A 26,048-nucleotide genomic window follows, 5' to 3' on the forward strand; every position below is an offset into this window, starting at 1 on the left:
TTAATCCATTTCAACATACAGAGTCTGAACATCGCCAGGCTGCAGCAGCTGGCGATCCGGCATCGACGTATGTTCGTCGAGCATGACCGGACGGGCGTCGCTCAGTGCGGGCAGCGCGACGGTGCTGGCGAGGTTCGGGTTGTAGAATCTTATGATATATCCTGTATCACGCTCCGCACATTTTACCGTACTGACCAGCGCATCGCTGGCCGTGGCCGGTAGCGTCAGCAGACTAAAGGTTTCGGGATAGTCGCGGACTTCATCACTGAGGCAGAAACGCAGACGCCCGTTAAGGAAGTCGCTATCCTGGTACACCGGGAAGGTGGTCAGCAGCGTCTTCGAGACGCGGGCGTGCTGAGCGTCGTCAAAACGGCCTCTGTAGATACGCCAGCTAAAGGCAAAGGAGAGCGGCCCCAGGATCTGCGCATCCGGGGTGGCGACCACCGACTCGCCGGAGGCGCGGCCCGGACGGTAGAGCAGGTCCGTTTTGCCCATATGGCTGAAGGAGCGGAACAGCGTCACGGCGACCGTATCAAAGTTATCGCCGACGATTTCGTATTCACGCACGCCGTTGGTATGGAAGGTAAACCCGTGGCGGTCGTCATGGAGATTGACGTAGCTCTGCATCGGTTCAATGGCGATGGGTTTCTCATGCCACTGCTCTGCTTCCCATACCTGCAGGGACTCTTTCAGCTCTACCGGACGCGTGATGGCGCCAAACAGCTGATCCGCGCAGGAGACGCTGGCCATAATATCGGTGGCGAAGCGGACGCACAGACGGTGGCTTAAGACCTGATTGTCGACATCGACGGTAAAGCGAATCAGCTCATCGTCCTGCAACGTCACGGTTGCTGACAGGGGCATTTTACGGTCGGCGATGCCGCTCGCGCGGTCATTAAGATCCGCCGGAACGCTCAGCACATAGTCCAGGGTCAGAGACTGACGCAGGCCGTCCACGTTGCGACGGGCGCTGACCAGACTGTTTTCGGCGCTGATATGCATATCCTGACGCGGCGGGGAGTAGTTATAGGAGTCTCCGTCGTCGCCGTTTTCCACAAATTCCATCTGGCGCGTATAGCGCTTGCCGCTGGCTTTATGGGTGATGGCGAGCAGTCCACTGGACTCGACCTCAATCCGGTAAACGGCGTTTTCGATGGTCTGCTCGTTATCGGTTTTTGTGACCGCTGCACCGTCGGCGGAGAAGTCCAGGTGCCAGCGGGTATAGCCGAGGGCGGGCAGGGTATCGCTGGCGACCACCAGACGGGTGCGATACACCTTCTCCGGGCGATGCCAGGGCTTGCCGGGGTTCAGGCGAATGCTCTGATTCAGAACATAGTCGGTCAGATCTTCCTGTTCCTCAATCACATAGGGCAGCGCATTACCGGCCGCGTCGCGCAGGGTAAAGGGAATGCCGGGCAGCCAGGCTTCAAAGCGGATCTGCTGCGCCGTCGGGTACGGCAGCGGGTTAAAGGCCGTAAAGGTATAGTCATGCTCGCGCGGGATACGCATGCTGATTTTCCGCGTATGCAGCTCAAGCAGATTAAGGGCCAGATCCCGGGCCTGCTTATAGCGGAAGAAGATATCCTGGTTGGTGTCATCGCTATTGCAGCCGCCGATGCTGTCGTGGGCGGCGTTGTAGAACATGAGTTTCCAGATATCGGCAATAATCTGCGCCGGATAGGCCTCGCCCAGTCCGCGGCTGACGGCCAGCACCGGTTCGAGGGTATTGACCAGCAGCGCCTCAATTTCATTATTCAGCAGCTTAAGATCCGCCCGGCAGGAGAAGATCGTTTTGTGTACGCGGGAGTGTTTCCCTTCGGTCAGTTCGCCCTTCAGCACGCGGGCGTCTGCGGCGGCTTCTTCTTCTACGGCCTGCACAAATTCCAGCGGGCTGCTGATTTGGTAGTGCCGTTGGTCATCGCATTTATTAAAGGCGTTCACCAGCGACGGCAGATTCTCGCGGATCGGGGCCTGATCGAATCCGTGCGGGTAGAGCAGGTTAGTGCGCGCGCTGCGTGATTCAATCAGCGCCATTTTGTCGTCCAGAAACGCTTTCATTGTTTCCGGGGTTTCATCAAGCAGGCCGCCGTAGTGGTAGCCCCAGGGCATCTGGACCGCGAAGACGCGATCGCCATTGTCGCCTTCCCAGAAAAATTCCGTTTCATGCAGGGTGTTATCGGAAATCCCGCGCCAGAAAAGGGCATGGTTAATGCCGAACTGTTTATAGATCTGCGGCATGTTGCCACCCTGGCCGAAGCAGTCCGGGACGTAGCCGAGACGCATGCTGTTCCCGGCGGCAGCGGCAATCTCACTGCCGTAGTACAGGTTTCTGACGACCGACTCCTGATGGATCACCAGCTGGTCGGTTTGCGTATACCAGGGGCCGGTAATAATGCGGTTTTCGGCAATCAGGCGAAACAGCGGCTCCCGGTCTTCCGGCGCCCATTCCAGGTAGCTCTCAATTAACGCGCTCTGGGCATCAAGCAGGTAGCAGGGAAACTCAGGGGTCTCCTCCAGAACGCGAATCACATTTTTAATATGGTTAAAGAGGTAAATGCGCGATCGCGAGGAGGTGAAGTACCACTCCTGGTCCCAGTGCGTATGGGAATAAATATGTACGGTTTTCTTTGGCATAAAATAGGTCCCGTCTTTACAGCGTTCAGCGATTAATCGAATTTAATTTCAATCTCTTCCGTCGAATGTTTCTCATCGGCGGTGCGGGCGGATTCGTCATCGTTAAAATTGACCAGCAGGTTGGCGCCGATGGCGATCACCAGGGTTCCGACCAGCGCCCCGGCAAAGTAGGCCCAGGGATGACCGACGGTGAAGCCGCCGTACAGCCCGCCCAGCGGGGGCATAATGGGGTAGGCTTTCAGCAGGGCGACAGTAACGGCCCCCAGGGTGCCTGCCAGAACGTTAAGCGGGATCAGGCGCGCCGGATTTTTCAGGGTGAAGGGAATGGCCCCTTCGGAGATGCCGAGGATGCCCATAATCACCGAGCCATTCCCGGCCTCTTTCAGCGTCTGGCTAAAGTTGTGCGGACGCAGGAAGCGGGCGGCGGCATAGCCCAGCGGCGGGATAATAATCGCCACGTTAACCAGAATGGCCGGGAGGTAGACGCCGCTGAGGAACAGAACGTTAGCCGTGCCCCAGGCCGCCTTATTGACCGGACCGCCGAGGTCGAAGCAGATCATACCGCCCAGTACCGCAGCCAGAACCACCGTGCTGGTACCGTCTTCGGTCATCTGCTGCACCCAGGTCATCAGGGCGTTGTTTAGCCAGCCCAGCGCGTCGCCCAGCGCCAGCAGCATAATCACGACCTGCAGTCCGACGGTGATAAACGGCAGGATAATCAGCGGGACGGAGGTGGCCGCAGAGCCGGTGATCTGCACTTTGCGCGAGACCCATTCGGACGAATAGCCCGCCAGCAGGCCACCGATGGCCGCGCCGAGGAAGCCCGATCCGGTCAGGGAGGCAATCAGACCGGCGGCAAAACCGGCCGCCAGGCCTTTTTTACCGGCGATGGAGTAAGCCACATAGGCACCGAGGATATAGTTCATCAGCCCGATGATTTTGAAACCGATCTCCTGAGTCTGGTACAGCCAGTTCTGGATCCCGCTGCTGTCAGCAAAGGCATTCAGATCCGAAACGCCAAAGGCGAGTCCGACAATTTTTGCCACCGCCACCATCAGAGAACCGGCAATAATCACCGGCAGGGCGTAGGAGATCCCCGTCATCAGGTGGTTTTTAATATCAACCATGGTTTTTTTCATAGCGCACCTGCGGTTATTTAGACTGACGGGCGGCAACGGCATCGACACATTTGCCGATCACGTCGGCGGCGTGGCTGACGCACTGACCAATTTTGACGCGAATAACGATCTTCCCGGCGAAACGTTCCTCTTCTTCAATGGAACGATCGGCGGCGATTAATACAAAATCTGCGGCCTCAATGTCTTCAGGGGTTATTTTGTTAAGCATCCCCATCGCGCCCTGTTGCTCAATTTTGACGCTGTGTCCGAGGCGTGAACCCTCTTTTTCCAGCGACTTTGCTGCCATGGGCGTATGGGCTAATCCGGCGATACAGGAAGTGACTCCAACAATATTCATGCGTCCTCCTCAATTGAGATGCGCGCCTGCATATACGCGAATAATTCGTCTTCGGTTTTGGCGCTAAAGAGTTTCTCTCTGAAATCGTCTTCGACTATCTGGCTGGCAAGACTATTAATAATTTGCAGGTGCAATATCTTTGCGCCGGATTCCGGTACCAGCAGGCCAAAGATAATTTGTACCGGCTGGTCATCCAGGCTTTCCCAGTCGATAGGGCTGCTGAGACGTATAAAAATTACCCCAGCTTCGGTGACGTTGGCCGTCTTGGCGTGGGGGATAGCAATCTGATTTTCAAAGCCCGTGGAGTACTGGTTTTCCCGGCTCCAGAGGTCGGCTTCAATTTTATCGGCATCCTGCGCCCAGCCGCGGGCTACGGCCTGGGCGGCCAGGAAGCGGAAGATCTCCTGCTTACTACTGAACTGTTGATTAAGAAAGATGTTCTCTCGGGCTATCAGCATCGGGCGACTTCTCCATCGGCAAATTTTCGTCATTCAGATTGCAGAGGATAATAAGTGTGCCAGGCGGCGTTTGCTGATAGCCGTTTTCCTCGGCGAACGGGAAATGGCTTGTTGTGGGAGAGGGAAAAGGGCGAGTTAGCTCAAATATTGGCAGGTAAATGTGATGCGCCTCTAAATTTTTAGCGGTTTTATATCACTGCCGGCGGTCTATTTTTGTGACCGCCAGCAGCGAGATAAATTAAAGGGGGACAGTTTGCGGGGATATTCCCATCGCCATAAACTGGCGATGGTGGCTTATTCTGCTATTTCAATTTGCAGGCTCAGCGGGGCCAGAGGGCTAATATCCGTACCGTTGCTGACGACAATATAATCAATGTCTTCAGGTGCGGCGATTTTATACCGGGCCACGCTGCTTATCTTTTCCGCCGTCAGAGCCAGCACGATCTGGCAGCCTTTTTTAACGATCTCCTTTTTAAAGCAGGCATCGTCATAATCAACGCCGGTCAGTCCCGTCTGCGGGTCGAAGGCGCAGGCGCCGACAAAGGCGAGATCGAATTCGATTTCCCGAAGCTGATTGACAGGCTCTGAGCCGAGAATACCGCCTACGTCTTTATTGAGCTTTCCGCCCAGCAGGATCACTTCGCAATTTTTCACCCGAATCAGTTCGGTGGCGATCAGCGGCGAGTTGGTGACGATGGTCAGCTCGCTATCGTCGGGCAGGGCCTGCGCGATGGCTAAATGGGTGGTACCCGTATCCAGAAAGACACAGCTTTTTTCTTTAATTAGCTGAATACATTTTCGGGCAAGTGCGTTTTTTTCCGACAGCTTATGCCCGGAACGCGCCAGAAAATTAGTGGCTTCCTGAGGCGGACTGACCGCGCCGCCATACACCTTTTTGCACAATCCCTTGCGCGCCAGCTCCTGCAGATCCCGGCGGATGGTGTGTTCTGAAACCCCAAGCTGTTTTGCCAGATCCACGCAGACCACCCGGCCTTTTTCTTCCAGCGTCTGGTGGATTAGCGCCTGTCGCTGCTCCGGGAAAGCATCATAATCGAGCAATGTGACCTCGTTAATTTTTGTATGTTTGCACAATCAATCATGATCGAGCATAATCGCGAATACTAATCAAGACAACCATGAGAACAGCATTATGCCAATGACAACTCCGGATGTGAGATTTTTACATGAATTAGCCAGCGCGGCGGAAAAAATGACGCTGGAGCACTATCTCAAGCCCCATGTAATTGATATTGAATCAAAACCGAAAGAGGGTTTCCGCTTCGATCCCGTCACCAGCGTCGACCGCGATACGGAAATGTGCCTGCGTGAAATTATTGGCCGCGAGTTTCCCGACCACGCCATTATGGGCGAGGAGTATGGTGCCAGCGGTGAGAGTCCCTGGCAGTGGGTGATTGACCCGATAGACGGCACGCGTCCTTTCCTGTGCGGGCTGCCGGTCTGGGGCTGTCTGATTGGCCTGAAGAAAGACGGTATCGCGGTGATGGGGATGATGAGCCAGCCCCATACGGGCGATCGTTTCTGGTCCGATGGAAAACAGTCATGGATGTCCGGACGACAGGGGGAATTCCCGATCCGCACCCGCCAGAGCGCCGAGCTGCACCAGGCGATTCTGCACACGACCGCCCCTGAGTCCGTTGCGCTGTACAAGGGCAATAACTTTAGCGCCCTGCAGGATAAGGCGCTGATGACCCGCTATGGCGGCGAATGCTATGCGATGGCGATGCTGGCAGCCGGTCATATTGATATCTGCGTTGAGTACTCCCTCCAGCCTTACGATATTGTCCCGCTGATCCCGGTTATCGAACATGCAGGTGGCGTGGTGACCACGCTCGACGGTGGCAGAGCGGAAGACGGCGGCGCGGTAGTCGCCAGCGCCAGTGAAAAACTGCACCGCCAGGTGCTGGATATTCTTAACGGTTAATGGATCTTATTGTATGAATGAACGCGTGGCGACACGGATTATTTTCTTTATTGCCGGGATGGTCACCGCCATCTGGGCGGTGATTGTGCCTTTTGCGAAGGTGAATACCGGGGTGGATGAGGCGGTGTTAGGCTCGCTTCTGCTGTGCCTCGGTGCAGGCGCTATCGTCGCCATGCCGCTGACCGGATCGCTGACGTCCCGCTTCGGCTGCCGGAAGGTGATCGGCTGCGCGGTGATGATTGTTATCCTGGCCACGCCCTTCCTGTCGGTGATTCGCGACCCGCTGGCGCTGGGCCTGACGCTGCTGATCTTCGGGATCGGGATTGGCATCACCGACTGTGCGATGAACATTCAGGCCATTATCGTCGAAAAAACCTCGGGCAAACCGCTGATGTCCGGCTTTCACGGCATGTACAGCGTCGGGGGGATCGCCGGTGCGGGGCTGATGACGGCGCTACTGACCCTGGGGCTGACGGTCATGCTGTCCGTTGCGGCGCTCTCGATTCTGGTGCTGGGATTACTGGTTATCAGCTACAGAACGCTGCTGCCTTACGCCAACCCGCCGGAAGGTCCGGCCTTTGCCATTCCCAGAGGAACGGTGCTGATCCTGGGCGTTATCTGTTTTGTGGTCTTCCTGGCCGAAGGGACGGTGCTGGACTGGAGCGCGCTCTATCTCGTGGAAAATCGGGGCGTGGCGGAATCGTCGGGCGGGCTGGGCTTTGCCGTTTTCGCGGCGGCCATGACCCTGGGGCGACTCAGCGGGGATTATATTATCAGCCGATTAGGCTCGCTAACCGTGGTGCTGGTCGGGGCGCTGGTGGCCATCGCGGGCTTTATGGTGGTGATTATCAGTAGCGGGCTGCCCGCGCTGCTGGCGGGCTATCTGCTGGTGGGCATTGGCTGCGCCAATATCGTCCCGGTGATGTTTTCCCAGACCGGAAAACAGAACAGTATGCCGCAGATGGTCGCCGTCCCGGCGGTCACTACCCTGGGCTACATCGGGGTGCTGGCCGGTCCGGCGATGATTGGCTATATCGCTCACCATAGCTCGCTCCCTCACGCCTTTATCTTTGTCATGCTGTTAATGCTGCTGGCGGCGCTGCTCTCCCTGAGCCTGCGCAAGGTGTTTGCCCGCAGCGTGGTGTCCTGAGTGACGGATTAAAGAGGAATGGGATAATGGTCAGCATGCACAACAGACTCTGCGACGAAACCCGATACTGGTTTCTGGCGCGGCGGCAGGTTTCGCCGCAGCTGCTGTTTTATGACTATTTTATCGAAGCGCAGTACGGCTGCTTTAAACAGTATTTTTCCGCATTACTGGAAAATACTGATGGTGGCCTGCCGCCTTTATCCTCTGCCTTAACCACGGTGGTCGGCGAGGCAATCGCCGTACCCACCGTTAACATCCGCAAAGTGCTCGGCCTGATTATCTACTGGCTTGGCCAGAGCCATAACGACGGTTCGAGAGATCTGCCCAGCAAGGCGGACTTTCTCGATATTGTGCAAAGTATCATGGGAGATGATTATATTTTTGTGGTCTGAGCAATAGCTGAATAAGTTTTAAAAAAGCTGAAAGTATGTTGCACATCCGTCATTTCGTGTCTAATTTAAGATCTTCAGGTTGTGCACGACCGGGCCCGCTATGACGGATTATGGAACTTTTTTTAGCGAGTGAATGATGGAAAATAATGCAGCTCTTCCCAGCCACAGCTACCAGAATCATCTTTATGCCCTTGAGGCTGAAAAGCAGATAATCAGTGACATTACCCGTGAGCTACGCAAGATAAAATCATTTGTGACGAATAAGGATATTATTCTGGCACTTATCCATTGCATCGAGCAGGAAAAGGATGCCCTTCGCAACGATATTTATCGTCGTGCGCTGGAGCAGGTGGTTCAGCGAACGCCGGATGATATTTAATATATTGAAGGGTTATCTGATGAAATGCCTCCCGGCCTGGTGGAGGCATTTTTTTTGCGGTTAGTGTTTTTTCTCATCGCTGCCCGATAGCGGCTCATTAAGGTGCCAGCCTTTTACCTCGCTGGTGGCCCACAATCCGGCAGCAGGCTGTTTCTGCTTGCTCGCCTGGGCCATATAGTTTCTGACGTCGGCAATGGCCGCGGCATACTCTTTCGCTCTTGCGCGATTCTCCGGGCGCATACTGGCCTCTCTAAGCGCCTGCACCATCGTGTCGAAGCCGATGGCGTCATTTCTCTCAAGTAGCTCCATCACGGCCTCACCGATAAGGGCGTCGGCAATTTTGCCGGTTTCGTTGTTGCGCATTGATGACCTCCTTTAGTATGACCGGTTCATCATAACCTGGTCGGCGTCTCTCTCAAGATGTTATGACACTTTTCTGTCCGGACAGTTTAGGGTTAGTTCATTTTTCTGACCAGAATTTTAAGCGCTTCCTGGTAAGCCGATTTCTGATTCGTTTCAGCCTGTCTTTCCCATGAGCTTATTAGCGTATACAGCGTGTCGGGGGAGACGGGACGTTCTTGCTGGAGGAGAAAGAGAGTGGCTTCACCCAGGATCTCTTTTGCGGAATTCAGCCGGGCTGATTTTTCTTTATCCATATAACCTCCTGTGGATTAATTCAGAATGCAAATGTCCACGGCAAAGCCTTCAGGCCTTGCCGTCTAAGAGTCTGGATATAAAAAAGGGGCAGGCGGGTTTGCCTGAGAAGGGGTTAAAACTGTGGGGGTAACGCGAGACAGGGATGCGATGAGATCCCTGCGCGGTGAAGAGGATATTTAACGATCGGTACGGTCTACATTGAGCAACATTCGCAGCAGATTTTCATATAACAGCTCCTGGGAAGGCTGCGGTGATTCGCTCAGCAGAAATGCGATTTTTGCGCAGAGTGATTGCCGACTCACCGGTCGGCCTGCGCGCAGCATTTCGATAACGATTCTGCCCAGCATCGCTTCATATTCCGCGCTGGCAGGCTGTGATGTCTGCTTCCCGTTCTGTTCCGACTTATCCGTCGTTCTGACCACCGCAGACCTCTCTCACCTTAAAGGAAATCGTAATGAGCCCACAGTGTATAGACGGCATGGTCTAAAAGCCAGAAAAGTCATATAAAAGTAAAATACTTTTGCCCCTCGTTATTTATGAGCAATATATTTTATTGGTTTTTGGCATTGAACGCTCCCGTGACTTTATATCTTAAATCAGCGAGATATTTCACCAGGACAATTTTTTTAAGAGCGGGACTTCCGTGTTGTCATGGTTTAATTATAGCCGGGTATCCAGGTGAGATATTTTTTTAAGAACTATCCGTTTGTGATTGTTTATTTTTAAAGCGCTTTTTAGAGTGTGGTAATAAATAAAGGCCATCACCCGACAGGTGCTGGCCTTGGGGTATTACTTGAGGTTTGCCTTAAAGAACGATGTTATTCCCCCTCAGGCAGTGAGCGTGGTGTTATCCATCACAAAGCGGTACTTCACATCGCCGTTGAGCATGCGGGCGTAGGCTTCATTAATCTGGTCGGCGCGGATCATTTCGATATCCGCGACAATCCCCTGTTCGGCACAGAAGTCGAGCATCTCCTGGGTTTCGGCAATGCCACCGATCATTGAACCCGCAATCGCACGGCGTTTCATAATCAGATTGAACACTTCAGGCGCGTCGTGCGGCGTTGCTGGCGCACCGACCAGCGTCATGGTGCCGTCGCGTTTTAGTAAGGTGGTAAAAGCGTCCAGGTTGTGCGGTGCGGCGACCGTATTGAGAATAAAATCCAAGCTTTTCGCATGGGTCGCCATTTCACCGGCATTGCGGGAAACCACGACTTCGTCAGCGCCGAGAGTTTTTGCTGCCTCGCGTTTGCTCTCCGATGTGGTGAAGGCCACCACTTTTGCACCCATTGCGTGCGCCAGTTTGATGCCCATATGGCCCAGTCCGCCAATGCCGACGATACCCACTTTCTTACCGGGGCCGACCTGCCAGTGGCGCAGAGGAGACCAGGTGGTAATACCCGCGCAAAGCAGTGGTGCCACGGCGGCCAGCTGTTCTTCCGGATGGCGTATCCGCAGGACATAGCGCTCATCCACCACAATCTGCTGCGAGTAGCCGCCGAGGGTATGACCCGGGGCATCCGGCGTTGCAGAGTTATAGGTTCCCGTCATATGGTCGCAGTAGTTTTCCAGGCCGTCCTCGCACTCTTCACACTGTTTGCAGCTGTCAACGATGCACCCCACGCCCACTAAATCTCCGGTCTGGTATTTCTCAACGTGGCTGCCCGTAGCCACAACCCGACCGACAATTTCATGGCCTGGCACGCAGGGGTAGAGGGTTCCCGCCCACTCGGCGCGGACCTGATGGATATCCGAATGACAGATGCCGCAATAAGCGATAGCAATCTGTACATCATGCGGACCGGGGTCCCGGCGGCTGATATCCATTCCTTCCAGCGACTGGACCGCGGAATATGCGCCGATAGCCTTTATTTTCATGGTGTTAGCTCCTGTTTTGTGTGGTATATCATAAGCCGGCGTCGTCAAACGGATTAACAAGGGAAATCGACACGTGCTCGCTGTTGAAAATTCTACACGCCTGACTCAGGATAACTAGCTAATGAATTATGAATAGGCTTATAAGCGTTGTTTATTAATCCGGGATACCAGAATCGATGCAGCGTAACCTCTATTCTCCCGCAGTGAACCGGCAATAATGGAGAGGTGAATATGGGATGGCTTCACGTTAAGCGACAAAAATATCGGGTTCTTTTTCTATTTCTGATCTGCGCCATCACGGTGTTTATCCTCAATCGACTGACTGAGTTTGACCTGCCCGGCGAGGGGCTGTCGCGCACGCTCCGCTTTGAGCATCAGCAGGATCGGCTGACAGGCACGTTAATCCTGCCTGCTAACGTGATATCACCTCCGGTTGTGCTGCTGGTCCACGGGGATGGCGCTCAGGACCGCTGGTCTGACGGCGGCTATCTTCCGCTGGTGAATTATCTTGTTTCACAAGGGATTGCCGTTTATTCGTGGGATAAGCCCGGCACGGGCGAAAGCCGTGGGAACTGGCTGGCACAGACGATGCCGGACCGGGCAGGCGAGGCGGCTTTGGCCCTCGAAAAAGTCCGTCAGCAGCCGGAGCTGAAAAGCAGTCGCGTTGGTTTTCTCGGTTTTTCGCAGGCGGGCTGGGTCGTTCCCCAGGCCAGCCAGCGGGCAAACGCCGACTTTGCCGTGCTGGTCGGTGCGGCAATTAACTGGCGTGCTCAGGGGTTTTATTACGGGGCGCAACGGCGTCAATCGGAAGGGCGTTCCTCCGCTGAGATCCAGGCGGCGACTGAACGCGATGCGGCAGACTTCGACAGGGCGTTTACGCCAGAGACGGTGCGACTGCCGTGTCTGTCGTCCTGCACGCGACAGGATTTTGAACGCAGAAACGCCCACGCCGATGCACTGAGTGACATCGCGGCGATGAAAACCCCGGTAATGATCCTGATGGGGGAGGACGATCGCAACGTCAATCCCCATGAAACCGTCTCCGCCTGGGCTGAAACATTGCCCACCGGTACGCCGCGCTGCATCCGGCTTATCGGTGGAGCCACCCACGGGCTGTTACGCAGCGCGTGGTTCGATTACCAGCTGGCGTCCCGGTGGCCGCTGTGGAAACAGGGGCTGTTTATGCTTTCCGGGCAATATGCCTGGGCCCCGGGAGCGCTGAGTGACATTGGGGGATGGGTTCAAGGGCAGAGATGTGCTGACGCGCACCCGTAAGCATTAATCGCTGAAAATTAATTAAAAGGAGTAAAGCAGGTCCGTGGAGAATGTGATATCACCGTTTCTCTGCACAATGGAACGCTTATTTATATTGCGGACTAACCGGCTGCCGCTAATAAGTAAACGTCAGAAAAACCATGCTGATTCCATACTCTTGCGCCGACGTATTTATCATCGAGGACGGCATACCCGCCAACAATCTCTCCCTGTTCCTGCCGCTGGAAGTAGCGGATCCTCTGTCCGGTTTTTTCTGTTACAAAATCAAGAACATCAGGATGCATATTTATGCTACCGCATCGGGATCTCGCCAGCCGTAGACCAGCCTTTTTATGCTTCTCATAGAGCCCACATGAAGAATCAATAAGATAAGGGCTCTTTATACCGTTTCATTGTCGAGAAACGGTTAAGGATTCGTCCTTAATTAACTTTGTTTAGGTCGGGTTTATGTTTGTCATGAGGAATTGATCGTCCGTTGACTAAACGTTGATACTCGCCATGCATAATCATTTCGTTGCCAAAGCGAGCGGCTATTATAATAAAAGAACTGGAATGAAAATGCATATTTTGAGTGACAATAACAGCGCCATTTTACCTGCGACGCCGTGGAAACTGTGCCTGTCTCTTTTCCAGGGTAAATATGCTCCTCATGAACTTTGGGGAGTGAGAAAATTTCGCAATAAATTTATGTTACGTAGCCTGGTGATGCCATTTTCTACGCATAAACTATTGAAATTTATTACCACGCACCCGAGCTATGAAAAAATACTCTCGGCACAGCCGCGTCTGCCCTGCAGATTACATCGCCCTTATCTGACAAACCGGTTGAGTCGACAGGACTGCGCTCAGGCGATTATCTGGCACTACGGGATGATGCCTCGGCTGCTGGGGGCCGACGCGTTTAATCAGCATCTGGATAACCGCCTTAAGGTCGCCGAATTTGAGGTAAAGAGCGGTGATGCTTATTACCTCAGCTTTATTGCTGCGCATCGTCTGGACAGAGAAGGCGAGGCCAGCCTGATCCTCCACGATGCCGACGGCGAAATGCTTTGCGAAATCACCTTTACGCTGTGTGAACGTGCCGGGAAAACGACCCTGATGATCGGTGGGATCCAGGGACCGAATAGCGAGAACGCCCAGCAAAAAGTGCAGGCTGCAACCAAAAACCTCTACGGCATCTTCCCCAAAAAACTGGTCTACGAAGCACTGATCACGATGGCAAACCTGTTTAAGGTTGAGTCCATAGTTGCCGTTTCGAATGAAACGCATGTCTATCAGTCGCTTCGGTATCATAACCGCCAAAAACGGATGCATTCCGACTACAACGGTTTCTGGGAGATGGTGGGCGGGACACTAAACGCGGAGGGTTATTATGCGCTGGCGTGTGAAAGCAGCAGAAAACCCATGGAATCCATCGCGAGTAAAAAGCGTGCCGAATACCGCAGGCGCTACGATCTGCTTGATGATATCGCGCTGAAAATGCATACGGCACTGCGCGTGTAGCACCCTGGCGACGCTTATTTCGCCACCGGCAAATCCGCATACCGCGTGGTATACCCTGGCGACAGCATCTCCCGCTTCATCGCCCAGCTTTGCTGAATACCCTGGCCGGCGAACCAGATGGTTCCCCGGCCAGATTGATTTAGCGTATCGATCGCCTGCATAAGCTCGCTGCTTCTGGCGCGGGAAGGAGAGGAACCGCAGCGCTCTCTGGCGTGAGGGCTGGCGTGCATAAAGAGGGTGACCACGCAGCAGTACCATATTTGGTATGCTGCCTGTCCCAAAATATCTATACTTCAAAGGCTTTCAAATCGATTAGATGCAAGGACAATCATGGTCGTTCTGCCGCTTTTAACCAATCAACTATTCCTTTAACGCCCATTGAAAGTAGTATGTCTTGCAATGCAACCACGCGTTGTAGCATTGCTCCTTGATCAGATTCCTCGCGTTCTTCTGCTTCAGAAAAAAGACGAGTCATTAACTGAGTAAGACTGTCATTATGATCATACATGTATTGCTTGCTATGGCGAACATAAGTTAAATAGATTTCTGCTGCGGCTAAGGCTTGCTCAGGATTTTGCTGAGAAATTGCATTAAGCCATCCATGATATTTAAAAAAACGATAATGTTCGTTCTGATTGCTGCTATCTTTTTCAAAGACTGAAAAACAACGAAAAATAATATCTATTGGTACAATAATTACATCATTGCCATCGGAAAAAATATGCTCGAAATACTTTGCTACTTTAATAGCATACATGCTATCTGCATGTAAACCTGCATAAAGACCTGCGAGGCACTGTTCCCGGTGTTGTCGAAGATTTTCAGTGTTTGCCCAAACAGTGGCCGCACCATGCCAGGCCTCTGTGGATTTCAACGTATTTAAATCACTTATAAATTGGTTAAAGTCTATATGCCCGGTCATGGTGGACAAAGCTGAAATTCGCCCCCATGTTTCCAAATCTTTATCGACACCCTCTCTGCGAAGACGAACCAACAGAGGACCCACTATTTTAAAATGATTTTTGTAGGCATAATAAAGACACCGTTCAGCGATTTTCCAAAGCCCTCTATTTTCTTTCATTGCAATGTTAAATAAATCCCATCCCAAATCGAAAGACTTGCTTTGCAAAAATGGCAAGCGTTGTAATATCATCGCGCGAATAGCAGGGTGCTCGTCACTGGCAAATCTCTTCAATGTGGGAGCTAATAAACCAGGAAGTCTATCTCCTCGCTCTAGAAAGTTATTTGCTAGAATCATTAGCGCCTCGGTAACATCTCCTTTTACCATGTTGACACCTGTGTTAATCAAATCATCACTAATACTATCCAATGACTCTTTCTCATAAAGCCCCGCGAAGCCTATAGCCATAAATATTAATCGTTCAGCGGCCTGTTGGTCTTGTATAACATTGGCACAGGCTTCAAGAGCTTTGGCGGAAATGTGGTTGAATCGCCAATACATTGAGTGCCTTTCCAGTTCATCAAGAATCTGCTTGGCCATAAGTTGGGCATCAGGATCTTCGAGTGGTTCCCATGTTCCATTTGGGGTTAAGTTGCCATAGCGATAGGCCAGATATGCAGATACCCCTCCCATAATGTCATCACAAAATGTTGGGGGTATATCTGTCCAATAGTTAGATAAAAAATTCAGAAATCGCAAGGGTTGGCGGGAAGATGCTTCATGTAATTGCCAGCCAACCTCACGTTCTCCTCCAACCAGAAAATCCCTATCACCCCAATCAGAATGCCCCATGTAGTGCGTCAATAATTTTAATGTTGCCCTATCACTGGCACTGATAAATATATCAAATGAGAATGGTGCACTGACAGTGCCACCTCTTGAATAAATATGAGGTTGGCGAATAAATATTCCAACTTTTTTTTCATATTGCTCTACTATCTTTTGCAATTTAGCCGAGCGAAGATGACAAGGAATCGATATGATCAATTCCGCTTGGGCCTTTAACCTACATGCATCTGAAATATAATCGTTTTTTATAGTCAAAATATTCATCATCACCTCATCTTGGGAGGTGGTAGGGATCAATTTGAATGCTGAGTGCATTAGCTCACCTAATTCATAGGAGAGCTCAGATTCCAATAATTCTCGATTACACAGTATACGGCATATCAGCTCAATATTTTCTTCAGGAGAACCGGTGCAAGCAAGTATTCCAAAGTAAAGCAACGCGCCCTCTTGATTGAAACATATCCGTTTGCAATTTTTTTGCCACCATGCTGTATTTTTGTTTGCATGATTGAAAATGCTAGCTTCTACTGAATCAAGTAGAATATTCAGACTATCTACGTGTTTCATATCTCTTTGACTATGTGTATCTTCAAAAGATGTTTCACCCAAGAAGCCATGCCTAAAACCTTTGCGGACTTCTCCAAAGCATGATGCCCGCTCAAGGCTCCAATGCTCTATTGAATCTAAAGCGTTATCCAGCAAAACACAGGATTGCAACATACGGGTACTGATAAAATTATCATTTCTATTTCCGAATTCATGATCATGACATTTCAGTTTATTATTGAGTCGGTGTGTTAATAAATCCTCTTCCTTAATTCCATCCGTCATATAACGCCACAGCAAGTTATCATCCACGGCTCTCTCTACTACACAGTTAGCGATGACCCGGCCAAGAAAACTATACTCAGAGCGAGGAAGGGTTAGTAATATTCCAAGTAATGGAACAACAAAATCTATATTTTCTGGTTTTATTTCTGACAGGTACATTGCTAGTTGGTCTGCAATTTTTTTTCCATCGAACCAAACAAGTGAAAGGGTTTCCGTCCAGAATGACAGCACGCCGTTAGTATCAATGTTGCCCCATTGAGTCATTCTATGAACATGCATAGCGATGCCTTCTGCATCCCGACTCATTTTAAGATAGGGAACGAAATGTTTGAGCCAGAAATGATGCCACTCAATTGAATCGGCCGCATAATAAACAACTTGAAAAACATCACGATGATTCTCACGTAAATCACGTATCAATGACCAATCATCATCCTGTGGTTTCTGTGCGGAAAATGACTCTGCTGCAAGACGTTTGATGTGGAAAGCTGCGTTACCCTTCAATACCGTTCTGAGTTGTTTTCTGAATTCGCGACGCTCACCCAGCGCCAGCTGGGCGATAAAACTGCGGATGCTTGGGCGTACAAATGGAACTGGTGGCAGGTCATTTATAAATTCATTTAGTGTGACGCCATTCCGCATGGCCCGGCTTATGACAAGCACATCCAGTAAGGTTTGATGGCCAAATGTCAGTTTCCCCTCCTGTGTTTCCTGCAATATGTTGAGGCTACATAGTTTTCGCAGAATATCCTGAGAAGCAGGAAAACGTTGACGTGGAACTACCAGGCTTCGCGATAGCAACATTTCGGAAGCAATAGCTTCAACTGCTTGTATAGCAGTATCCCCTAACTCTTTGTCGTAAAGAACAATAGCTTCCAGATACCGTTGCGCCAGTGCCTGGCTGGTCACTACATTAAAACTACCGTCTCGGAGGGCTAATTCGGCAAATAATGCCAACTCGCGTGGGTTACATATCAGATCGCGAGTAAGAGCATCAATATCAGCAATCGCAATCTTTAGTGAAGTAAGTAATGGTGCAACCTCTGCATCCCAGTCCAGCAGCTCACACTTTAATTCGCAGTCCCAATGTCGCTCAGCAATCCGTCTATCGTAATGTCTGTCGAAAGCGCGACAAGCGGTAACTACGGTGATATTGGGAACTCGTAATATGCGGTCGATTTGTGCAAGAAAATACTGCAGCACACGATGTTCACGAGCAATTGACAGTACATCTAAAGAATCAATAACGACAATCACATGGAAGTTTTCGGCTAGCCTTGCAGCTTCCTCTACCCATTGCAAAGACAAGCCCTGGGCCTGACGCTCTTCTGATGTAGCCAGATCTGCGAACTCACGCGACTGAATAAAGAGGGACACAATATCCGAACTATCCTTTGCTCGTTTTTCTAGCGCCTCCTGCAATTCCAGCATTACACAGGTTTTTCCCGAACCTGGGAGACCTGTAAGTAAAATGGATCGTTTTTGAGTATCAATAGCGGCAAGTAGTTCATCAAGCACTGGGTTAACAATGCGCACCCCGGCAATATCTCGCCTCCATGACCTGCCAATAGAAGATGTACTGGAAAAAGAATGATGTATATCAGTGAGAACCATTGGTGGAGCTATTATGGAGCCAGCCTTCTGAATAATTATTTTAAGTTCGTTTTTAGTTAGTTGATGCTGAATGGCAGAAGATGAGTTGCTGCTGGATATACGAGCACCAAGTTTATCGAGACTGATCCAAAGCGCATCAAAAGCAATCCCGGGATTACTTACTATCTTACCTAAGCGATTTCGTAAATCTTCTTCCATCCGATCAAAATCTTCGCTGGTAACAAAATTGGTTCGGTTCAGAAATTCAAAAGTTGATAAACTGGGGGAAATCCCAACAAGTCGCACTGATAGGTCTCTATCTATAGACCTTTGCTCTTTACCTAAACTTTGCTGATAGCTGCTTTCGTCAACTTGAGTTAGACTATATTCTCTTAGTTTTGCAAGGTCACCAAAGTTGCTACGCGAATAGAACCGAACTATTATCTTCGGATCGTTGGCTAGCAAAGTAGCTACTTTATCGATTTCATCGGCTAAATCAGTAATAGTCCAGGCTTTGAAGCCCGCTTGGTTTTTTTTGCACTGACAGGCAATACAAGTACCATCTGTTTTACCAACGACTACATCATCGACTGAATAGAGTACTGAATCGATCCCTATCCATTGAAAATCCTGGTTGGATAATACCTCTAATGCCCAATCAAATGCGACTAGCTTTTGATAGAAATCACCACGATTGGAGCGTATACCTGCAACACTCATGAATTTCCTCCGGTAACAGTGAAATATATCTCTGATGTTGGATGAAGCTAATGTTATGACACTTTTATAGAATGATACTACAAGTTGTTGCCATAGTTTTATGGCTACTGGTTGATAATGAAGAGCTGACTTATTTCGCCACCGGCAAATCCGCATACCGCGTGGTATACCCTGGCGACAGCATCTCCCGCTTCATCGCCCAGCTCTGCTGAATACCCTGGCCGGCGAACCAGATGGTTCCCCGGCCAGATTGATTTAGCGTATCGATCGCCTGCATAAGCTCGCTGCTTCTGGCGCGGGGCTGATACTCATCAAACAGATTAAGCTGGGCGACGCCCTGGCTGAAAAAATCACCCAGCATGATCCCCGCCTTCATATAGCGAAAACCCTCCTGCCAGATCTGGTCCAGCGCGGCGGTGGCGACGCGAAGAATATCCCGGGTATCGCAGGAGGGGATCGGCAGACGCCCGCTGGCCTGAGGAGCATAGAAGGTTTCATTTCCGGCATGAGGACTGGTGCGCATAAAGACGCTGACCGCGCAGCAGTACTGCTTCTCCGTTCTGAGTTTCTCGGCGGCGCGCTCGGCGTAGGCGCAGATGGCCTGGTGCATATCCTCATAGCGGGTGATGCGGTGGCTAAAAGAGCGGCTGCAGATAATCTGCTGTTTGGTGGGGGCAAACTCCTCCAGCGCCAGGCAGGGCTCGCCGCGCAGCTCGCGGGCGGTGCGCTCCAGCACCACGTTAAAATGTTTACGCAGCACCCAGTTCGAACACTCGGCCAGCTGCAGCGCGTTGCCTATCCCCATCGCATTCAGTTTTTTACTGATGCGGCGACCCACGCCCCAGACTTCTTCCACCGGCACCAGCGCCAGCAGTTTGCGCTGGCGCTCGCGGTTTGACAGGTCAATAACGCCTTCGGATTTCGACCATTTCTTGGCCGCATAGTTGGCGAGCTTGGCCAGGGTTTTGGTCGGTCCGATCCCCACGCCGACGCCGAGTCCCGTATGCTGCGCTATGCGCTGGCGCACCTGCTGACCAAAATCGGCAAAGGCAATACAGCTATCCACGCCGGTTAAATCCAGAAAAGCCTCGTCGATAGAGTAGACGTCAACCGCCGGGGCGATATCGCCCAGCGTGGTCATGACCCGGTGGCTGAGGTCGGCATACAGCGCGTAGTTGGAACTAAACACGTGGACGCCGTGCTGGCGCAGCTCATCCTTGATCTTAAAATACGGCGCGGCCATCTTGATCCCCAGCGCTTTGGCCTCCGCCGAGCGCGAGATAATACAGCCGTCGTTGTTGGAAACGACCACCACGGGTTTACCTTTGAGATCGGGACGGAACACGGTCTCGCAGGAGGTATAGAAGTTATTGACGTCGACTAAAGCGAACATAGGTGCGGTTTTTTACTGATACTGGTTTTATATACAGTATTGCGTATCAGATGCGCTGGTCAAGTCGCTTCCTGGGCGCGGCGGCAAAGGCGTTGAAGTGTGTGGGAATTTAGTTTGCCACCGTCGGAGTATCGTCAACATTTGTGAAATCGTACAACAGCAGCCAGGCTTAATACCCTAAGCCCGAGGAAATACCGGAGGTACAGATGAAGAAATTACTCCTGATCGTTTGCTGTCTGCTCGCCGCGCAAGGCGCCTGGGCGCAGAAAGAGGGCGGTTTAAATGAAAGCGTTGCGCCGCCGCCGCCGCATAAAATTGAGGATGGCTATCGTGGTACGGAAGATGCCCGCATAATGACCGTGGCGTTTGCCAAAACCCTCCATGACGGTGCGACCATCTCCCTGCGCGGCAATCTTATCGAGCATATCGGGGACGATCGCTACGTTTTTCGCGATAAAAGCGGCAGCATCGGGATGATAATCCCGACCGCCGTATTTGACGGACGGGAAGTAAAACCTGACCAGATGCTGAGTATTAACGGCAGCCTGGATAAAAAAATGACGCCGCCGATTGTGCGGGTTGATTTATTGCAGAAGTAGGTGAGTGAGAAGTCAGCGAAAAGGGCGCGTTACTCAACGCCAAGAAGCCGCGTCTCAAAGGTCACACCTGGCATCATCTCCTGCAGGCCGTCGGTCAGCATCTTACCGGCGGCCTGCAGCGCCTCGACCGGCATCGCCGGTAAACTTTCCAGGATAAACCACATCTGCGGATCGGCAGCGCTCAGGCGGGTTCTGATCCCCTGACGCCAGTTCCAGCGTCGGCATGTCACCCCAAGATCGTCACGCCAGACCACTTCTCCCGCGTCCGGATACTCAATGGCGGTTTCGCCCTCTTTAACGGTGTCGAACGCTTCCGTTCCTTCTGCCAGAACCAGGCGAGGTGCGCCGCGATAAGCGGCGATATTTTCTCCACCCACGGGAATGGCATAGCGCAGGCTCACCGCGTTGTAGAGATCGACAACGGGATCGATGCCGCTCATTTCGCCGTCGCGCAGGACGCGTTTACGTAATGCTTCTGCGGAACAGGGCGTGCGTTTGGGTTTTGCGCCAAAGCGCCGGAACACCTCTCCCCACGCATCCAGATGCGTCTGAGCCCAGTCGGGTTGCCCGGCGAGCACTGCCCGGCAGGCCTCTTTCAACGCCATCTCGCCCACCCGTGCATTCTGTACGGGTGCGGCCTGTACGCTGATACTCAGCGCGCGGAAGCCCGGCGCGATACGGGATATTTCAGTGCTGATTGACGGTAAGACCTCTGACATCGCATAATCCTGTAATGACCAATTTAATACATCATATCGACCGATGACCAAAAAAGTCAATTTACCGACCGATAGCGGCGCGGACATTACCAGCGTCAATGAGGCGGTGTCCTCCCGAATCAAGCAGTTCCGCAGCGAGAAAAAAATGTCGCTGGATGAGCTGTCCCGGCGCTCTGGCGTCAGCAAAGGGATGCTGGTGGACATTGAAGGCTGCAAAGCCAACCCCAGTATTGCGTTGCTGTGCCGTATCGCCGCCGCGATGGGCGTCTCCGTCGCCGATTTTGTTAACGTGGCGACCGCGCCGCCGGTACATCTGATCGGCGCCGATGAGATCCCCGAACTGTGGCGCGGCGACAGCGGCGGCAGTGCCCGTCTGGTCGCCGGAACCAGCGGCCCGGATATGCTGGAACTCTGGCAGTGGCAAATGCACCCCGGCGAGCGGTTTGAATCCACCGGGCATCCGATGGGCACCTGTGAGCTGCTGTTTGTGACCCGCGGTAGTCTGACGCTGTCGGTAGACGGCAGCGACTATGCGATTGAAGAGGGCTGTTCGGCCGTTGCCAGAACCGATCTGCCCCATGCTTATTCCTGTCGCACAAACACGGCAGTTGAATTCACCATGACCGTTTATGAAAAACATCTCTGATACTGCCTTTAACGGAGCATAAAAATGTTTACAGGACTCAGCGCCTTTCCTTTGACCCCCATCATCAACGGTGAAGTCGATGAGCGGGCTTTTTTAAAGCTCCTTCAGCGTCTGACGGAGGCCAGGGTTAACTCTCTTGGCATACTCGGTTCCACCGGCAGCTATGCTTATCTGACCCGCGAGCAGAGAAAGCGCGTTGCCACGCTGGCGAAGCAGCATGCGGACGGGATCCCCATGATGGTCTGCGTCGGTGCGGTCAGTCTGGATCAGGTTTTATCCCTGGCCGATGACGCGCAGCAGGCCGGGGCGGACGCCTTATTGCTTCCTGCCGTGTCTTATCAGACGTTAACCGATAACGAAGCTTATGCATTCTTCGCCGACGTGACCCGTCACGTCTCGGTGCCGGTCTGTATCTACGACAATCCTGGCACCACCCATTTTACTTTTTCCGATGATGTGCACGGGCGTATTGCCGCGCTGCCGGGCATCGCCTCTATCAAGATCCCCGGCGTACCGGCTGAACCGGAGGCGGCAGTCGCTCGCGTCAGCCAGCTGCGGGGAAAAATTCCGCAAAGCGTGACGATCGGCATTAGCGGCGATGCCTTTGCTGGCGTCGGGTTAAATGCCGGATGTGAGATCTGGTACTCTGTCTGCGGTGGGCTTTTCCCGAAGACGGCGAAAGCGATTACCGACGCCGCCCTACGCGGCGACCGGGCGATGGTCACTAAACTGACCGACGATCTGACGCCGCTATGGGATCTGTTCCGTAAATATAATGGCAGCCTGCGGGTGATAGCCGCGGCGGCCAGCATTCTGGGGCTGACGGAAAGAGACTGCCTGCCGCGACCGCTACTCTCCCTGTCGGACGAGGCCAGAGCGGAAGTGGAGCAGGTCATTACACATCTGGCGCTTGCCTGAGACGATTTATCACGCGAAAGGACATCAGTAATATGCTCAAAATACTAGGCAAAACGACCTCCATCAACGTGCGCAAAGTGCTGTGGACCTGCGAAGAAGCGGGGCTCGATTATGTTCAGGAAGACTACGGCAGCGGCTTTGCCTCGACGGAGACCGACGAATTTCGTGCGATGAACCCGAATGCCATGGTGCCTGTGTTAATCGACGGCGACTTTGTGCTCTGGGAATCTAACTCGATTTGTCGCTATCTGGCGCGTAAAGCCGGGCGCGACGACCTGTTACCCACCGATCCGCAGGCCTGCGCCAGCGTTGAGCACTGGATGGACTGGCAGGCTACCGAGTTTAACAACGCCTGGCGCTATGTCTTCCCGGCGCTGGCGCGCAAGAACCCGGCCTATAACGATCAAAATGCGATTGCCGCCGGTATTGAAGAGTGGAATTACCGTATCAGCATCCTTGAGCAGCAGCTCCAGCGCACGGGTGCATGGGCCGCGGGTGATACCTTTACCCTGGCGGATGTGGTGCTGGGGCTGTCGGTCAATCGCTGGAAAATGACGCCCTTCACGCACCCGGACGTACCGGCCATTGACGCCTGGTTTGCACGTTTAAACCAGCGTCCGGCGTTTCTGCGTCATGGTAACAACGGAATGGTATAGGAATTAACCGCTACGGCTCTGGCGGTGTGATTTCAGGGTAAAGGTCACCACGCCAAAAATATCCGGGCCTTCCCCCTCGGCAAACAGGATCGGCGCATAGTGGCGATTATGCGGCACCAGCTGCACGGCGGGGTGGGTTCGCAGTTCTTTGACCGTAAACTCCCCGTCGACCGCCGCCACCACAATATCGCCGTGCGTCGGCGTCAGGGCGCGATCCACCACCAGCAGATCCCCGTCGCCGATCCCGGCTCCCCGCATGGAATCACCGCTGACCCGCACAAAATAGGTGGCGCTGGGATGGCGGATCGCCAGCTTATTCAGATCGATCCGATCTTCAACGTAGTCCTGCGCCGGGCTGGGAAAGCCGCAGGGCACCCGCTCGATAAAGAGCGGGAGCGGCAGGGCGTTCAGGTTGGAAGCGGGCGGGATTAATCTCATTGAATATGCCTGATGATATACTGTGTTTATATACAGTATACCTATGCATTGAGAGGATCAAGCCAGGGCTATGTAAAGATCCATCCGGAACGTTTCCCGTATTAATGACCGTTTCACCTTTACCGTTTTCTGATCTCGGTAATGTAAGTGATGGCGGCGTGCTCAACGAAATTAGCAACATCGGCATACGCTTCAAGGCCGATCGGTGAATCGAATGCGGCTATCGCGTCTTCAAGGGAGTCAAACCACAGCTCAGAGAAACCATCGACGGGGGAATCAGGGTATTTTTCCCGGTCGATGGGATTGAGCACGTATCCTCTCAGACCCGGAAGTTGGAGGGTGATTTTGGTGTGAACCTCCTCCCAGTGCTTAACAAAATCCTCAAAACGTTGACCTTGTTTACGGGTGAGAAAACCCACGTGTTTAAAACCTTTCACAGCTGTCATGCATCGCTCAGTCAAATAATTAATTCAGACGATGACTATGATTGTTTTTTATTTCGCGATAAATAGGGTTTCCCTCGTTACTCTGCGGACATAAATTCTACAATGGCAGGGCGATTCTGCGGTATCTTATGGCGTACCCGTGCAGACTCTCTTTTTTACCGGCGGACAGTTATGCGAAAAATAGATCACCTTGGTGGCATCACGGCTTTCGTGGCCACGGCTCAGCAGGGAAGTTTCACGGCGGCGGCTGAAAAACTTGGCCTGACAAAATCTGCCGTCGGGAAAAGCGTCGGCCGCCTTGAGGAGCGGCTCGGGCTAACGCTGTTTCAGCGCTCGACAAGACGCCTTAGCCTGACGCCGGACGGTGAGCAATTTCTTACCAGCTGCCAGAGCGCAATTGAGATACTGGAACAGGCTGAAGCTGAACTGACGTCGCATATTTGCCAGCCATCAGGTCGGCTGCGGGTGGATTTACCGGCCGCTTTTGGGCGACAGCGTATTCTTCCCATCCTGCTGGCCATTACCCGACGTTATCCCGACCTGGCACTTACCGTTACATTCAGTGAGCGGTTTGTTGATCTTATCGAAGAGGGCATTGACCTCGTTATTCGCATTGGGGAGCTGGCAGACAGCAGCGGACTGGTTGCCAGAAGATTAACAACGCAAAAATTAGTGATCTGCGCTTCGCCGGACTACCTACTTTCTCACGGAGAACCCGTGAACCCGGAAGAGATCGGTCAGCACCAATGCGTCGTCGGATTTCGCCGCAATCAGCCTATATCCTGGCTGCTAAAGGAGCATGAAGGTCACATTAGCCGCTTTACGCCGCCCCCGACGCATGAATTAGGCGACGGCGATGCTATGCTCGCCGTCACGCTGGCGGGCGGAGGGTTGTCTCAGTTACCCCTCTGGCTTGTCAGCAAATACCTGGAGAGTGGTGAGCTTCGGGAGGTGCTTTCGGGTCATTCCGGCGGAGAGATGCCGATCAGTGCGCTCTGGCCAAAAAGTCGCCAGTTGCTGCCGAAAATTCGTTACGTGGTAGACTCGCTGGTTAAGGCCGCCGATGACGGCCTGCTTGATTAATGATGCCCGGCCCGGCTAGTTTGCGACGTCGAATCTCACAGGCGTATCGCCAGTATGTCTGAAGATTCCCACGCCTGAATGGATACGCCCGACCTTCTGCAGGTTACTGATTCGTTCATTGTTTTGTTCATACATAATGACGAAGCTATGGCGTGGTGCCCAGTAGACGATATCGCCCACTTCATATCCGCTGGTTTGCTTTTCGTTGGCAGGCAGAGCGTCAGGGAAGCGGTAACACATTTCACGGCCGTATAAGTCTTCCATTGGCAATGTCAGCGGGAATCGGGAAATAAGCGCCCGGGTGGTTGCATTGTCATAAAACGTGGCCATCATTACCTGGTCACCGACGGTTATTTTCACCTTTATCCCATCGACGCCAGCCGCCATAGATGGGAACGACACGGCCGTCAGGGAAACCAGAGCCAGCAAAATGGGTTTAAGCATAATACGCTCCATTGTATTTATCATTTTTAGAAAAAAACGGCACTGAAAGCAGCGCCGTTTAAACCACT

27 protein-coding genes and 1 pseudogene are annotated in these 26,048 nt (G+C 52.6%); 11 read left to right on the forward strand and 17 right to left on the reverse strand.

What is annotated here, in order from left to right:
* From mngB to EDF81_RS02375, 5 genes are all read right to left on the reverse strand, one after another.
* Positions 1-2,634, reverse strand: a complete 2,634-nt coding sequence (mngB, locus tag EDF81_RS02355; protein ID WP_123345880.1) for a mannosylglycerate hydrolase — start codon at positions 2,632-2,634, stop codon at positions 1-3.
* A gap of 32 nt (positions 2,635-2,666) precedes the next feature.
* Positions 2,667-3,773, reverse strand: coding sequence for a PTS fructose transporter subunit IIC (locus tag EDF81_RS02360; RefSeq protein WP_123345882.1), 1,107 nt, complete (start codon positions 3,771-3,773; stop codon positions 2,667-2,669).
* A gap of 13 nt (positions 3,774-3,786) precedes the next feature.
* Positions 3,787-4,110, reverse strand: coding sequence for a PTS fructose transporter subunit IIB (locus EDF81_RS02365; RefSeq protein WP_123345884.1), 324 nt, complete (start codon positions 4,108-4,110; stop codon positions 3,787-3,789).
* The gene (locus EDF81_RS02370; RefSeq protein WP_123345886.1) at positions 4,107-4,568 is read right to left on the reverse strand and encodes a PTS sugar transporter subunit IIA; all 462 of its coding nucleotides are present in this window, start codon (positions 4,566-4,568) and stop codon (positions 4,107-4,109) included. Before EDF81_RS02370 ends, EDF81_RS02365 begins: the two co-directional genes overlap by 4 nt.
* 294 nt (positions 4,569-4,862) lie before the next feature.
* Positions 4,863-5,627: a DeoR/GlpR family DNA-binding transcription regulator gene (locus tag EDF81_RS02375; protein ID WP_123345888.1), complete on the reverse strand. Its 765-nt coding sequence runs from the start codon at positions 5,625-5,627 to the stop codon at positions 4,863-4,865.
* 91 nt (positions 5,628-5,718) lie between these two features.
* Between EDF81_RS02375 and EDF81_RS02380 the strand changes: the two genes are divergently transcribed.
* The 4 genes from EDF81_RS02380 to EDF81_RS02395 all read left to right on the forward strand — a co-directional run bounded on the left by EDF81_RS02380 (position 5,719) and on the right by EDF81_RS02395 (position 8,431).
* Complete coding sequence (locus EDF81_RS02380) at positions 5,719-6,510, forward strand: inositol monophosphatase family protein (protein ID WP_123345889.1); 792 nt, start codon at positions 5,719-5,721, stop codon at positions 6,508-6,510.
* Between the two features lie 13 nt (positions 6,511-6,523).
* Entirely contained in the window at positions 6,524-7,660 is a 1,137-nt protein-coding gene (locus EDF81_RS02385) for an MFS transporter (protein WP_123345891.1), read from the forward strand.
* A gap of 26 nt (positions 7,661-7,686) precedes the next feature.
* Positions 7,687-8,052: a hypothetical protein gene (locus EDF81_RS02390; RefSeq protein WP_123345893.1), complete on the forward strand. Its 366-nt coding sequence runs from the start codon at positions 7,687-7,689 to the stop codon at positions 8,050-8,052.
* Between the two features lie 133 nt (positions 8,053-8,185).
* A complete protein-coding gene (locus EDF81_RS02395; protein ID WP_123345894.1) occupies positions 8,186-8,431 on the forward strand; it encodes a biofilm development regulator YmgB/AriR family protein in 246 nt (81 codons plus the stop codon).
* A gap of 60 nt (positions 8,432-8,491) precedes the next feature.
* On the opposite strand, the gene EDF81_RS02400 is transcribed toward EDF81_RS02395, so the two are convergent.
* The 4 genes from EDF81_RS02400 to EDF81_RS02415 all read right to left on the reverse strand — a co-directional run bounded on the left by EDF81_RS02400 (position 8,492) and on the right by EDF81_RS02415 (position 10,966).
* A complete protein-coding gene (locus EDF81_RS02400) occupies positions 8,492-8,794 on the reverse strand; it encodes a hypothetical protein (protein WP_123345896.1) in 303 nt (100 codons plus the stop codon).
* Between the two features lie 92 nt (positions 8,795-8,886).
* Positions 8,887-9,087: a hypothetical protein gene (locus tag EDF81_RS02405; RefSeq protein ID WP_123345898.1), complete on the reverse strand. Its 201-nt coding sequence runs from the start codon at positions 9,085-9,087 to the stop codon at positions 8,887-8,889.
* 177 nt (positions 9,088-9,264) lie between these two features.
* On the reverse strand, positions 9,265-9,510 hold the full coding sequence (locus EDF81_RS02410; RefSeq protein ID WP_123345900.1) for a hypothetical protein: 246 nt from the start codon (positions 9,508-9,510) through the stop codon (positions 9,265-9,267).
* Positions 9,511-9,916: 406 nt separating this feature from the next.
* Positions 9,917-10,966 (reverse strand): NAD(P)-dependent alcohol dehydrogenase, encoded by a 1,050-nt coding sequence (locus EDF81_RS02415; protein ID WP_123345901.1) that lies wholly within the window; start codon positions 10,964-10,966, stop codon positions 9,917-9,919.
* 231 nt (positions 10,967-11,197) lie between these two features.
* Between EDF81_RS02415 and EDF81_RS02420 the strand changes: the two genes are divergently transcribed.
* The gene (locus EDF81_RS02420) at positions 11,198-12,241 is read left to right on the forward strand and encodes a S9 family peptidase (RefSeq protein WP_123345903.1); all 1,044 of its coding nucleotides are present in this window, start codon (positions 11,198-11,200) and stop codon (positions 12,239-12,241) included.
* A 101-nt stretch (positions 12,242-12,342) separates the two neighbouring features.
* Here EDF81_RS02420 and EDF81_RS23870 read toward each other — a convergent pair whose 3' ends face one another.
* Entirely contained in the window at positions 12,343-12,525 is a 183-nt protein-coding gene (locus EDF81_RS23870; RefSeq protein ID WP_148049897.1) for a hypothetical protein, read from the reverse strand.
* A 274-nt stretch (positions 12,526-12,799) separates the two neighbouring features.
* Here EDF81_RS23870 and EDF81_RS02430 point away from each other — a divergent pair, with 274 nt between their 5' ends.
* Entirely contained in the window at positions 12,800-13,744 is a 945-nt protein-coding gene (locus EDF81_RS02430) for a VirK/YbjX family protein (RefSeq protein ID WP_184999447.1), read from the forward strand.
* Between the two features lie 14 nt (positions 13,745-13,758).
* Here EDF81_RS02430 and EDF81_RS02435 read toward each other — a convergent pair.
* The 3 genes and pseudogenes from EDF81_RS02435 to umuC form a co-directional block, all read right to left on the reverse strand.
* Positions 13,759-13,923 (reverse strand): annotated as a pseudogene (locus tag EDF81_RS02435) (DUF4113 domain-containing protein); the annotation flags it as partial.
* Between the two features lie 149 nt (positions 13,924-14,072).
* Complete coding sequence (locus EDF81_RS02440; protein ID WP_123345909.1) at positions 14,073-18,638, reverse strand: ATP-binding protein; 4,566 nt, start codon at positions 18,636-18,638, stop codon at positions 14,073-14,075.
* A 130-nt stretch (positions 18,639-18,768) separates the two neighbouring features.
* Complete coding sequence (gene umuC / locus EDF81_RS02445) at positions 18,769-20,031, reverse strand: translesion error-prone DNA polymerase V subunit UmuC (RefSeq protein WP_123345910.1); 1,263 nt, start codon at positions 20,029-20,031, stop codon at positions 18,769-18,771.
* Between the two features lie 206 nt (positions 20,032-20,237).
* Here umuC and EDF81_RS02450 point away from each other — a divergent pair, with 206 nt between their 5' ends.
* A complete protein-coding gene (locus tag EDF81_RS02450; RefSeq protein ID WP_123345912.1) occupies positions 20,238-20,630 on the forward strand; it encodes a YdeI family stress tolerance OB fold protein in 393 nt (130 codons plus the stop codon).
* 29 nt (positions 20,631-20,659) lie between these two features.
* On the opposite strand, the gene EDF81_RS02455 is transcribed toward EDF81_RS02450, so the two are convergent.
* On the reverse strand, positions 20,660-21,349 hold the full coding sequence (locus EDF81_RS02455) for a B3/4 domain-containing protein (protein ID WP_123345915.1): 690 nt from the start codon (positions 21,347-21,349) through the stop codon (positions 20,660-20,662).
* A 43-nt stretch (positions 21,350-21,392) separates the two neighbouring features.
* Between EDF81_RS02455 and EDF81_RS02460 the strand changes: the two genes are divergently transcribed.
* Genes EDF81_RS02460 through EDF81_RS02470 form a run of 3 tightly spaced genes read left to right on the forward strand, consistent with a single transcriptional unit; the run spans position 21,393 to position 23,569 of the window.
* Entirely contained in the window at positions 21,393-21,995 is a 603-nt protein-coding gene (locus EDF81_RS02460; protein ID WP_123345916.1) for a cupin domain-containing protein, read from the forward strand.
* A gap of 24 nt (positions 21,996-22,019) precedes the next feature.
* On the forward strand, positions 22,020-22,913 hold the full coding sequence (locus EDF81_RS02465; protein ID WP_123345918.1) for a dihydrodipicolinate synthase family protein: 894 nt from the start codon (positions 22,020-22,022) through the stop codon (positions 22,911-22,913).
* 32 nt (positions 22,914-22,945) lie between these two features.
* Positions 22,946-23,569: a glutathione S-transferase family protein gene (locus EDF81_RS02470; protein ID WP_123345920.1), complete on the forward strand. Its 624-nt coding sequence runs from the start codon at positions 22,946-22,948 to the stop codon at positions 23,567-23,569.
* Between the two features lie 3 nt (positions 23,570-23,572).
* On the opposite strand, the gene umuD is transcribed toward EDF81_RS02470, so the two are convergent.
* Both umuD and EDF81_RS02480 read right to left on the reverse strand, forming a co-directional pair.
* Positions 23,573-24,007 carry a translesion error-prone DNA polymerase V autoproteolytic subunit gene (gene umuD / locus EDF81_RS02475; protein ID WP_123345922.1) on the reverse strand — a complete coding sequence of 145 codons (435 nt, stop codon included), beginning with the start codon at positions 24,005-24,007 and terminating at the stop codon, positions 23,573-23,575.
* 119 nt (positions 24,008-24,126) lie between these two features.
* Complete coding sequence (locus tag EDF81_RS02480) at positions 24,127-24,453, reverse strand: EthD family reductase (protein WP_123345924.1); 327 nt, start codon at positions 24,451-24,453, stop codon at positions 24,127-24,129.
* A gap of 171 nt (positions 24,454-24,624) precedes the next feature.
* Here EDF81_RS02480 and EDF81_RS02485 point away from each other — a divergent pair, with 171 nt between their 5' ends.
* Positions 24,625-25,536 carry a LysR family transcriptional regulator gene (locus EDF81_RS02485; protein ID WP_123345926.1) on the forward strand — a complete coding sequence of 304 codons (912 nt, stop codon included), beginning with the start codon at positions 24,625-24,627 and terminating at the stop codon, positions 25,534-25,536.
* A 15-nt stretch (positions 25,537-25,551) separates the two neighbouring features.
* On the opposite strand, the gene EDF81_RS02490 is transcribed toward EDF81_RS02485, so the two are convergent.
* Entirely contained in the window at positions 25,552-25,980 is a 429-nt protein-coding gene (locus EDF81_RS02490) for a cyclophilin-like fold protein (protein ID WP_123345928.1), read from the reverse strand.
* Between the last annotated feature and the right edge of the window lie 68 nt (positions 25,981-26,048).

The sequence above is a fragment of the Enterobacter sp. BIGb0383 genome (genome assembly GCF_003751845.1).
Classification (GTDB): Bacteria; Pseudomonadota; Gammaproteobacteria; order Enterobacterales; family Enterobacteriaceae; genus BIGb0383.

What these genes read in the sequence shown, in the direction of transcription:
- EDF81_RS02395 (WP_123345894.1), top strand. Translation starts at nt 8,186, where the DNA reads ATGATGGAAAATAATGCAGCTCTTCCCAGCCACAGCTACCAGAATCAT.
- umuD (WP_123345922.1), bottom strand. Translation starts at nt 24,007, where the DNA reads ATGAGATTAATCCCGCCCGCTTCCAACCTGAACGCCCTGCCGCTCCCG.
- EDF81_RS02430 (WP_184999447.1), top strand. Translation starts at nt 12,800, where the DNA reads ATGCATATTTTGAGTGACAATAACAGCGCCATTTTACCTGCGACGCCG.
- EDF81_RS02460 (WP_123345916.1), top strand. Translation starts at nt 21,393, where the DNA reads ATGACCAAAAAAGTCAATTTACCGACCGATAGCGGCGCGGACATTACC.
- EDF81_RS02420 (WP_123345903.1), top strand. Translation starts at nt 11,198, where the DNA reads ATGGGATGGCTTCACGTTAAGCGACAAAAATATCGGGTTCTTTTTCTA.
- EDF81_RS02455 (WP_123345915.1), bottom strand. Translation starts at nt 21,349, where the DNA reads ATGTCAGAGGTCTTACCGTCAATCAGCACTGAAATATCCCGTATCGCG.
- EDF81_RS02365 (WP_123345884.1), bottom strand. Translation starts at nt 4,110, where the DNA reads ATGAATATTGTTGGAGTCACTTCCTGTATCGCCGGATTAGCCCATACG.
- mngB (WP_123345880.1), bottom strand. Translation starts at nt 2,634, where the DNA reads ATGCCAAAGAAAACCGTACATATTTATTCCCATACGCACTGGGACCAG.
- EDF81_RS02470 (WP_123345920.1), top strand. Translation starts at nt 22,946, where the DNA reads ATGCTCAAAATACTAGGCAAAACGACCTCCATCAACGTGCGCAAAGTG.
- EDF81_RS02440 (WP_123345909.1), bottom strand. Translation starts at nt 18,638, where the DNA reads ATGAGTGTTGCAGGTATACGCTCCAATCGTGGTGATTTCTATCAAAAG.
- EDF81_RS02360 (WP_123345882.1), bottom strand. Translation starts at nt 3,773, where the DNA reads ATGAAAAAAACCATGGTTGATATTAAAAACCACCTGATGACGGGGATC.
- EDF81_RS02415 (WP_123345901.1), bottom strand. Translation starts at nt 10,966, where the DNA reads ATGAAAATAAAGGCTATCGGCGCATATTCCGCGGTCCAGTCGCTGGAA.
- EDF81_RS02485 (WP_123345926.1), top strand. Translation starts at nt 24,625, where the DNA reads ATGCGAAAAATAGATCACCTTGGTGGCATCACGGCTTTCGTGGCCACG.
- EDF81_RS02380 (WP_123345889.1), top strand. Translation starts at nt 5,719, where the DNA reads ATGCCAATGACAACTCCGGATGTGAGATTTTTACATGAATTAGCCAGC.
- EDF81_RS02370 (WP_123345886.1), bottom strand. Translation starts at nt 4,568, where the DNA reads ATGCTGATAGCCCGAGAGAACATCTTTCTTAATCAACAGTTCAGTAGT.
- EDF81_RS02400 (WP_123345896.1), bottom strand. Translation starts at nt 8,794, where the DNA reads ATGCGCAACAACGAAACCGGCAAAATTGCCGACGCCCTTATCGGTGAG.
- EDF81_RS23870 (WP_148049897.1), bottom strand. Translation starts at nt 12,525, where the DNA reads ATGCATCCTGATGTTCTTGATTTTGTAACAGAAAAAACCGGACAGAGG.
- EDF81_RS02480 (WP_123345924.1), bottom strand. Translation starts at nt 24,453, where the DNA reads ATGACAGCTGTGAAAGGTTTTAAACACGTGGGTTTTCTCACCCGTAAA.
- EDF81_RS02490 (WP_123345928.1), bottom strand. Translation starts at nt 25,980, where the DNA reads ATGCTTAAACCCATTTTGCTGGCTCTGGTTTCCCTGACGGCCGTGTCG.
- umuC (WP_123345910.1), bottom strand. Translation starts at nt 20,031, where the DNA reads ATGTTCGCTTTAGTCGACGTCAATAACTTCTATACCTCCTGCGAGACC.
- EDF81_RS02465 (WP_123345918.1), top strand. Translation starts at nt 22,020, where the DNA reads ATGTTTACAGGACTCAGCGCCTTTCCTTTGACCCCCATCATCAACGGT.
- EDF81_RS02405 (WP_123345898.1), bottom strand. Translation starts at nt 9,087, where the DNA reads ATGGATAAAGAAAAATCAGCCCGGCTGAATTCCGCAAAAGAGATCCTG.
- EDF81_RS02385 (WP_123345891.1), top strand. Translation starts at nt 6,524, where the DNA reads ATGAATGAACGCGTGGCGACACGGATTATTTTCTTTATTGCCGGGATG.
- EDF81_RS02390 (WP_123345893.1), top strand. Translation starts at nt 7,687, where the DNA reads ATGGTCAGCATGCACAACAGACTCTGCGACGAAACCCGATACTGGTTT.
- EDF81_RS02450 (WP_123345912.1), top strand. Translation starts at nt 20,238, where the DNA reads ATGAAGAAATTACTCCTGATCGTTTGCTGTCTGCTCGCCGCGCAAGGC.